Annotated in this window: 5 protein-coding genes; 2 read left to right on the forward strand and 3 right to left on the reverse strand. The window is 31.5% G+C overall.

Translation table 11 applies throughout. The annotated features are described in order from the left end of the window. The first annotated feature begins 1068 nt into the window (after positions 1 to 1068). Complete coding sequence (locus RINTHH_RS01580) at positions 1069 to 1758, forward strand: HAD family hydrolase (RefSeq protein WP_008232062.1); 690 nt, start codon at positions 1069 to 1071, stop codon at positions 1756 to 1758. Positions 1759 to 1836: 78 nt separating this feature from the next. Here RINTHH_RS01580 and RINTHH_RS01585 read toward each other — a convergent pair whose 3' ends face one another. After that, complete coding sequence (locus RINTHH_RS01585) at positions 1837 to 2463, reverse strand: CPP1-like family protein (RefSeq protein ID WP_008232063.1); 627 nt, start codon at positions 2461 to 2463, stop codon at positions 1837 to 1839. A gap of 672 nt (positions 2464 to 3135) precedes the next feature. Between RINTHH_RS01585 and RINTHH_RS01590 the strand changes: the two genes are divergently transcribed. Beyond that, positions 3136 to 3852: a response regulator transcription factor gene (locus tag RINTHH_RS01590; RefSeq protein WP_044304362.1), complete on the forward strand. Its 717-nt coding sequence runs from the start codon at positions 3136 to 3138 to the stop codon at positions 3850 to 3852. A gap of 1269 nt (positions 3853 to 5121) precedes the next feature. Here RINTHH_RS01590 and nblS read toward each other — a convergent pair. Both nblS and purD read right to left on the reverse strand, forming a co-directional pair. Continuing rightward, a complete protein-coding gene (gene nblS / locus RINTHH_RS01595; RefSeq protein ID WP_044304364.1) occupies positions 5122 to 7101 on the reverse strand; it encodes a two-component system sensor histidine kinase NblS in 1980 nt (659 codons plus the stop codon). A gap of 422 nt (positions 7102 to 7523) precedes the next feature. Further along, entirely contained in the window at positions 7524 to 8795 is a 1272-nt protein-coding gene (purD, locus tag RINTHH_RS01600; RefSeq protein ID WP_008232069.1) for a phosphoribosylamine--glycine ligase, read from the reverse strand. Positions 8796 to 10375: the final 1580 nt, after the last annotated feature.

The following is a 10375-nucleotide window of genomic DNA, read 5'->3' on the forward strand; positions in this document are numbered from 1 at the left end:
TAATATATTCAGTCTTAGATAAGATATACAACACATACCTATTTTGCTTATCAATTTGCTATTTTAATTGGCTTAACATGCAATTTATGCTTGTAGGATCACTACATTTATTAATTATCTCTTGCTGTCAATGATGATTGAGATAGTCATAAATTACTTGGTAAAAGATAAAGAAAATCCAGATATATGCCTATATATAAATTAATACAATAATGAAATATCTGAAAATATTACAGTTACAAATACCCAGCTTACAAGCATCTATATTAGAAACCATAAGATAATAATATAAATAATGTTTACATTTATTAATGAAGATTTCACTAGAGATTAAAGTATTGAATTAAAGAAAATATTCATATCTTGGTGAACTAAATATTTTTTTAGAAGGATTATCTCTATGAAAATTATTTTTGTATAAATTATCAATTATTCATAGGTTAATGCAATATACATAACTAAAATAAAATAAGTCAATTTACATTTATTTAACCTATGTTAAGCAAATACAATAATAGCAATAGATATAAATAAATAAAAATACTAATTACAACTGACTAAACTCTGGCAAGTATCAATACTCAGTAAGTATAAATATTAAGTTGTGAAATTCATTCACTAAGTATTAAAGCATATTAAAAGTAAGGTTATTTGTAATAACTATGTTGCTTTTTATTCATGAAATTGTAATATATATAGTATATAAATACCGGTTAATTTATTTTGAATCTAAATTATTAGTAAAACAAAAATACTCTTATTCTCAGTATATTTTTATATCCTATCAACAATAAAATAGGCTGTTTAGTTTAACTCTCTTATAAACTAGGGAATTGAGACTTACATGTATACTTGGCTGTTTTTGACATTAATCTCTTAATACTGATATCAGTGATATATACATCTAACTTACTAATCTAATGACTTGGTATAAATACAAATATTATTTACAAGATAATTTTTTGGATCAGAAGTAAATAATTCACTGATAAATTTTTTAAAACTCAGAAGTGATATGAACTGGTTTAATCTGTTAATTGAATTAACTTGATCCATAGTGATAAATAAATGCTAAGAATAATTACAGACTTCGATGGTCCTATTATTGATGTATCTGAGCGCTACTATCGTGTTTATCTAATTTGTTTGGATAGAATTCAGAATCCTGGACAAAAAGTAATAAAACTCAACAAAGCTGAGTTTTGGCAGCTAAAGCGATCACGTGTTTCCGAAATACAGATTGGAGTAATTTCCGGATTAGATGCATTACAAGCTCAAAACTTCTCTCACATGAGAGGAAAATTGGTACATACACAACCCTACTTCCATTATGACTGCTTAGCTAGTGGGGCATTGGATACTCTATTGAAAATTAAACAAGTCGGAATAGATTTAGTTGTAATGACCATGCGTAGAGTTAGAGAGCTAAATTATGCATTTGATCAATATAATTTGGGTCAGTTTTTCCGGAAAGATTGCTGTTATTGCCTAAGTAATGATCATGTTAAAGTGGGTGACATAAAAGATAAGACGCTGCTTATGTCACAGGCCTTAAAAGAGTTACCACCAGCTTGCAATACTTGGATGATTGGAGATACAGAAGCGGATATTGTAGCGGCACAAACATTTGGAATAAAAGTAATAGCAGTAGAATCTGGTATCCGCGACAATAACCAACTACAAAAAGAAGCACCAGACTCAATTGTTAAGGATTTTAATTCCGCACTCAAATTAATTTTAGAACAGTCGCCATTATAATAAGAGAGATTGATAGAAAACGATGTGTAAATTAAATACTACTCCTTTCATCAAATTATTTCAGATATAAATTTTAGGTCAACGTAAAAAACTACTAACCAACCACAACAGGATAAAACTAACTATTGTGGAAAACTGATTCACTGCTAAATTTAGAGAACTCAAGTGTGAAGATAATAGACTTGCAGTCAACTCTCCGCTAACTAAACCAAAAACCAGGGTAAATAAGGCTATTAAAACTGATCTACCTAGCTTACCTTCTTTACGATTAATAAAGTAAATGCTAACTCCTATACCAGATATCAATACTAGCTGAAGTACAACATCACTGCCAGTAGGATAAAACAAACTTATTGCACTCAAACCCGCAAACCATAATCCCGGCAAAATTACATCCGCAGATGAAGGCTGAGCTAATATTTTCTGGAACCATCTATGAGATTGTTCTCGGGGCAATGATGTTTCCTTTGGTAATACTTGAACTAATCTTTCCGGAAACCGAATGCATTCGGGTACTTTAATTGTACCTTCTTGGCGCATCCGCAATCTTTCCATCAGAATTGCATCATAGGCTGCCTCAATAATTTCCAAGTAACTGCTGTCATCCCTATACTCATGAATTAGATGACTACGAGCATCTTGAATTTCATCGAATGTGGCCTCTTCTGATACCCCAAGTGTTTCGTAGGGAATTTGATCGCTCATGAGAGTTTTTTGTTTCTGCCTATTTGTTTCTGACTATATACTTAACAGTATTTTGATATTTGCAGAAAAAAACAAATGAATGTTTTCATTGATTTAGAAATTATGTAAAATTTTCGGGATTCTAACATAAACTATAGTAGGTAAAATAACAGTTTGACTATGAACAGTTTAACATATTATCAGAACTCAGTGTATACCCCCATGTCATTGACTCTTTAGAGATTTAATCTAGAATTTAAAGGATAAAAGTTTAATAGCTCTTTAAATTTATGAAGAAATCATTACTTCTTGTCTATTTTCAATACCCTGAGCTTTTAATAAATATCCCTTTCTTGGCTAAATGATATTACCTAATCACATATCCATTTAAATGGTAAGGATATCACACGGTAATGTGGTTGAGTTCAATAAGTAATTTTAATTTGCTGTGATTCCATTTTGTAACTCATGCATCTACATAAAATGTGAGTATATAAAAATAGCAAATACAAGGGCAAAAACCAGGACAAAAATCAATGTTATGGCATGTGTTCCAAGTTAAGCTATTCTTCGAAAGCCAGCAAATTAATTCTGCCCTCTTGTAGTCAATAGTTGTTTGTAAAACGGAAACAGTGGTTAATTAATACCCAATCCGTCTGTTAATCCTATGAGTATTTGTTTAAAGTGATAGTCATGGCTCCAGCCAAGATTCTTGTTGTTGATGATGATCCTGCGGTTCGAAACTTAATCCAACGCTTTCTGATGAAACAAAGCTACCAGGTTGAAGCTGCTGAAGATGGCAAGACTGCCTTAGCTTTGTTTGAGCAGTTTAATCCGGACTTGGTAATTCTGGATGTGAATTTGCCCGACATTATCGGTTTTAATTTATGTCAAGATATGCAAAGTCGTAATGGTGTTTTTGTTCTTATGCTTACTAGTCGTACAGATGAAGCTGATAAAATTCGTGGTTTCTCAAAAGGTGCAGATGATTATCTGACAAAACCATTTGGTTTGGGAGAACTAGAGGTTAGAGTCGCTGCTGTACTACGCCGTCAGAGGGTTGTAACTACAGCTGGGCAGAAGCGCCTTGTATTTGAAAAACTGATGATTGATCCAGTACGTAGGGAAGTGACATTAAATAGTCAACCTATTCTTTTAACAGCACTAGAGTTTGATTTATTGCATTTTTTAGCTAGTCATCCAGGTCGAGTATGGCGAAGAGCTGAGTTAATCCAGGAAGTATGGGATTATGAATATGTAGGAGATCAAAGAGTAGTTGATGTCCATATTGGTCAGATCCGCAAAAAGATTGAAATAGATGCAACTCAACCTGCACTAATTCAAACAGTAAGGGGTGTTGGTTACAAATTTGAATGTCCTGCACAATCTCAACAACTAAAAACCGTTTAATTTGTTCCAAAATAGCAGTCAATTAAGCAAAAAAACTCTAGAATAAAGTCAGATTTTTGAAACAAATGATTTTATTTTCAATACCATATTTCTTTAGGGAGTTAATTTTTCTAATAAAACAAATAGGATTAAATATAATCATATCAGCAAATCACTTATATTCCTCCAAGTTAACTTAAAGGAAAGTTAATAATGGCTTTCCGGTATTTCATTATTCACTAATAGGTAATATTGATACTTTTGCTATATCTATAAAAATTCTGATTTGAGTATTTATTTAATTGTAAAATGAAAAAATCTGAGATCATTACTCTATTAGCGGTATTTATAAAAGAGTTGTTATCCTAATTATTTTCTTTGTTAGCTTCAGTAAATAAATGCTATTTTTAAGTATGATAATTATCAATAGTAAATACTATTTTTCTTATGATCAGAAGTATCTATCAATACCGATACAAATAAGGTTGCAGAATTAATCTAATTATGCAACCTTATTTGATTTTTTATAGAAGCTGATAATACTATTCAATGGTGCTAGATTCTTGGGAAAATAATTTATGAATTATAATCTTACTGTCTTCTAATTGTTATATTTATCTAGTACCAAATCAATTAATATGCTTTAATCTAATACTTATAAGTTTTGACTAACTTTATATATTTTCTAAGAATATATTATTTATTTTAAATAAGGCTTGTAAGAATTAAATACCATAATCTGGAAGAAGACAATACATCTATATAGGTGAGTCAATATACTATTGTTTATCTAAAATCTCAATTAGGGACTTTTCTTGATGTCTATAAATCTCTATATTCTTAATTAAATTCGTATTCCATTCAAACTGTTTTGTATTAACTATTCACGTCAAAATATATTCGGACAGTTTATTAATATGTTGTATTTATAAAAATGCTCTAGGATATTAAAACTATTATTATGATTGACCCAGGTAAGGAGTTAAGAAGTTTCTTAGCTTGACTTGTATACTTGTAAAACCGGCTACTATTTTGAGTATCTCAGATAAGATTATTATATTTTTAAAAACTTTTATCTATAAAGTTATATTAGCTTTTAAAGTCATCATGTAAACGTGCATGGTACTTATAATTTTGACTAGATAACTTATCATAGATGCTAAAAATGATACACATATCTTATTCTCATGACTATGGCAATCCAACTGGCTAATTGCTAATACTCAAATACCAAACTCTTGCATATATACTAACCAATAAACTCGCAAGTTTAACTAGTTGGTGCATAATTCAACACATTTTTTTCAACGAATTTTCCGGGGTAATATGCATATCTAACCTACTATTATTTTTAATATCTTGTGATTCGGATTTAGTTTCCTCATCAAAGATATTAAGGTCAAACCAGAAAGTAGTGCCAACTCCTAACTCACTGACTAAGTGGACGTGGCTATGGTGCTTTTCTTCTATTATATTTCGGACAATCGATAGTCCTAAGCCTGTTCCCTCTAAAGTGTGAACCCGATTTTCAACCCGGAAAAAACGGTCAAAGATTGCTTGTTGGTCTTCTAAACTAATACCAGTACCAGTATCAGATATTTCAACTCTTACTTGAGGTACTCGTTCAAAAGATGATGTATTTGCTAATTCGTAAGCTCGTAGTGCAACTTTTCCCTTTGCTTCAGTGAATTTTAGGGCATTACCAACTAAATTGGCTAGAACCTGCAGTAACAAGTCATAATGACCCACTACTGGCGGCAAATTTGAAGGGGCATCCTGAATGATTTCAATACCTTTATCTTTAGCATTGAGTTGATAGGTACGCAAAGTTTGTTCAATTGCTTGAGTTAAATCTACACGATGTAAATTATAACTACGTCCAGATTCTAATTTGGATAAATCTAAAACATCATTAACTAAACGTGTTAAACGGTCGGTCTCATGATTCACTGTTTCAAGAAATTCTCGTTTTTCTTCAGCACCTAGATCTTCCCCATAGTCATGTAAAGTTTCGATGAAGGACTTAATATTGAATAGGGGTGTACGGAGCTCATGAGAAACGTTACTAATAAATTGACTTTTAGCTTCATTCAGTTCTACTTCACGGGTGATATCTTGTACTGTCATAGCTATGCCCTTGATATTTTCCCGTTGTACATTTATAACTGTTGTTAGCAAGATACAGATAGTTTTATTGGTCGGTTCGTTAAGTTGAACCCTAAATTCTGCGCTCTCACAATTACCCATTGCCATTTTGTGGAGTGAGTGAGTGATTTCTATTTGTACTGATGATGGCAGGTAATATAAGACATTTTTGCCAACTATGTCGATATTGTTCCAAGCAAAAATATGCCTGGCGGTAGGATTAACTAAAATAACTTGCATATTATTATCAATTAATACTGCTCCATCGGCAATTGTGGAAACTAGGGTTTCTAACTTGGCCTTCTCAGCTGTTAATTCCTCTATATTTTGTTCTTCATAGCATTCTAAACGTTCTGCCATTTCATTGAAGCCAGAAATTAATTCTCCTAACTCCCCACCCAAAGGTAAATAAACCCGTTGTTTGAAATTACCTGCTGCAATCTGTTTAACTCCTCCCAATAGTTCTTTAATAGGTTTAGTGATAGTTACAGCATTAATGACCCCCCCTAAAATTACCATTATCCAAATAGAAATAAATACAGAAATGGTTACATCACGTGTGATATTAGAGGAAATAACGGCTGTGGGATTAGGGTTAATACCAATTGCCAGCACACCCAAGTATTTTTGATCTGCAATAAGGGGAACAAACACATCAGTTACTACACCACTGGGACTCATATGTTGGCGAACCATAGGTTTGCCTCCATTGTTGGCATAACTATTCGGCAATTCAATTCGCCTTTCAATACTGAGAGATGTTTCTAATTCTGGACTGAGAAAAGGGATACCAAAAAATATTTTGCCTGTTTTGTCTGCATAAAGCATGTAGCGGATGCTGGAAGTACTACTATGAAAACGCCGAGAAAATTTAGCAACTTCAGTAAGATTATTCTCAGCAACAAGAGGAGCAACATTAGCAGCAAGTAATAATCCTAAATCCCTACCAAAGCGAGTATCATTGAGACGAGCATCTTGTTGGATGGTATTAACGGCCCAAAAAGTGAGACCACTCATCACTAATGATACTACTAAGGTTGCAGCAGCTAAAAGCTTGGTTTGGAGTGTGAACTCAGACCACCAGTTCGTGGTAGCTTGTCGGATATTTTGACAAATAGCAAGCATTTTATGAAAGTTCTTAGTAGTTTTTCTATAAACAAATTCCAACAAGTAAAAAATTAACAGTTAATCTAAACTAAATAGGGGTAATAAAAGGAAAGAAAAAAGCGATAAATTTAACTATTCCCCATTAGCCCGAAAACAATAGCCTACATTTATTTATAAAACCAATTTAGATTATCATTCTAAGGTTTAGAGAAACTCACTCAGAAGCAATTATGCTAATAAACCTAAACATCAAAAATGAAACTAAATTTGGGAGATTCTAGAAAGGCTTGATTGTTTATATTTTTTTGCTAAGTTAGTAGCATATAATTACTTTGTAGCTTGTCATAATAACCATATAAAAACTAATTTAATTGATTAAATTAATACAAAGATTATTAATCAGCAAGTTCCTAAGAATATTAAATCAGTTTAAAGTATAGCTACAATGCTTGATAACCAATGTCACGACGATAATATATTCCCTCAAATTCAATACATTTAATTCCAGCATAAGCACTGCCCAAAGCTTGATGTAATGTTTCACCTGTTGCAGTTACATTTAATACTCTCCCACCATCTGTAACCATTTGTTCGTCTACTAATCGTGTTCCTGCATGGAATACGGTAACTCCTAATGCTTCAGACTCCCTAATGCCAGTAATTACTTTACCTTTTTCATAGTAACCAGGATAACCCCCGGAAGAAGCTACTATTGTGGCAGCTACTCCCTGCTTCCACTTAATAGAGGGCATTAGTGCCAAGCGCTGCTGAACACAAGCTAACATCAACTCCTCAAGGGGTGTTTCCAGCAAAGGCAGAATTACCTGGGTTTCAGGATCGCCAAAGCGACTATTGAACTCTAATACTTTAAAATCTAATTTGTGAGAAATCATTAAGCCAGCATAAAGTACTCCACAATAATTTATTTTCCTAGCTCTCAAATTGTTAATTGCTGGTTCAAAAACCTCTTCCTGTAATTTTACCATTAATTCTGGGGTAGCTATAGGTACAGGGGCATAAGCTCCCATTCCACCGGTATTACCTCCTGTATCTCCTTCTCCAATTCTTTTATAATCCTGAGCTGGTAAAAGAGGAATAATTGTTAGACCATCAGTCAATGCTAATACCGATACTTCTTGTCCTGTTAAATATTCCTCTATAAGCACCAATTTACCCGCACTGCCAAATTTTCCTTGGAAAATAGAGTCCACAGCTGCTTCTGCTTCTTCAACTGTAGTGGCAACTGTTACACCTTTCCCACCAGCTAGACCATCTGCTTTCACAACTATTGGTAGTCCTTGTCTCCTGATATAGGACTTTGCTTTTGAGGACTGTGTAAATACTGCTGCTTGAGCTGTAGGTATTCCTGCTGCTTGCATGAGCTTTTTTGACCAAATTTTACTAGTTTCTATCTGTGCTCCTACCCTTGTTGGACCAAAGACCATTAAGCCTTGCGATTGTAGATAATCACTAATACCCTTTTCCAGCGGTACCTCTGGTCCTATAACCACCATATGTACTCCTAATTCCAGAGCCGCTTTACCTAAACCACAAAAATCATCTATCTTAAGAGGTAAATTATGACAACCTGTTAAGGTAGCTGTACCCCCATTTCCAGGAGCGCAATATACATTTTCTACTTGTGGAGACTGTAATAAATTCCAAGTAAGAGCATGTTCGCGTCCACCATTACCAACAACTAAAATTTTCACTAATTTCCTTACAGAAGAGTAAACTACAGAATATCCTAAGGCTATTCTTAATTTTGATTTTTTCAGCTATTAATTATTTTTTCAAGATCTAAAATTTAATTCATCATTTTATAAACTCTAAAACTCCAAGAATATCTAAAAATATGTTATAGGCTGGGTATCTTAGTCTATCTCTCACAATATCAATATTAATAACTGCAATATATAATTTTTCTGAGATGATATTTTATATTTCCAGATTAATGATAAATATCTTGTCAAATCAAACACATATAATCTTACCTGCACAATATTTATTACTAGTACAATACTATTAATCTAATCAGATCTTAAAAATAGTTTGATAAACTAATATGAAAACCTATTACTTATTGTATTAAGAGGTAATCATAAAAGCTGAATTTATCCAGATACATATTTTATAAGGTATCTATTATAATGGACTATGTATTAATTTCTTAATACTGTTAATACTCAATTATTTAGGATTATAGCCTATTTTTAGGCTAAGCAAAGTTTACATACTGGTTACATGTATAAATCATATCATTGTGGCAAGTATTAAGGTAAAGCTTAATATGTTAATCATTTTGAGAAAATACAGAAGATTATATGCTTAATGAATAAATTATAATTTGAATGATTCTATATTCATATTTTAGTATTAGGAATTAGATTACCAATCAGTTTATACAAAAGAAATTAAATAGATACTTGTAGCTATTCTTGCTTGTATCGATTACAGGATTACTGTCTACTATTCACACATGGATAGGTCTATTAGACAATAACTTTTCTTTGTAAAATATTTTATAAAATTAGTTGTTTAGAAAGTTAGGCTGGTACATAAAATATAAAAAATACATTATATTTAAAATAATGATATTAACATAGTCAAATAGTTGTATTTAAAGTAGGAATAGCATTAACTTCTTACCTAAACCTAGAATATAATGTATTAGAAAAAATTAGATATTCCAGGAAGAAAAACTTATAATTGCAAGAATACTGATTACTAAGTATTTGTTAACAATATTGCAAATACAGGAGCTATTACTTGATTATTTAATGATAAAAATCAAAAATAAAATATATAAAAGTATATGCTAAGTTAATGCTAAATTTCACTCAACATATATTTTATTTAATGAGAATAAATTACCCCATTGATTCTAAAATATCATAAACATAACCCAGTATCATAGTAATGATCAATAGAAAAGACTTGTGAGCTTAAGATTTATCAGCGAGCTATTGTTTCGATACTAGAAGCACAGTATTGACTGAAAAAAATATCTAATTAGGAGAGAAACTTATATAAGAAACTTATTTTTAAATAAATAGTAAATATACATCAATGGAATTCTTTATATTCAGAATATTTTGACATTGTAATTACTATTTTTGTTGTTTTAGCTATGAAATTGTGAATATAAAGTGATGCATAATTTAGGTGAGCTTTTCAGTATTCTAATACGAAAAATATTTGTTGTAAATATGAAAAAATACAAATAATAAATCTATTACAACAAATATTAGAATGTAACAATAATAATAAATTATGTAGTCAAGAATTCTCC

Origin of the sequence: Richelia intracellularis HH01, from assembly GCF_000350105.1 — a bacterium.
Taxonomy (GTDB): domain Bacteria; phylum Cyanobacteriota; class Cyanobacteriia; order Cyanobacteriales; family Nostocaceae; genus Richelia; species Richelia intracellularis.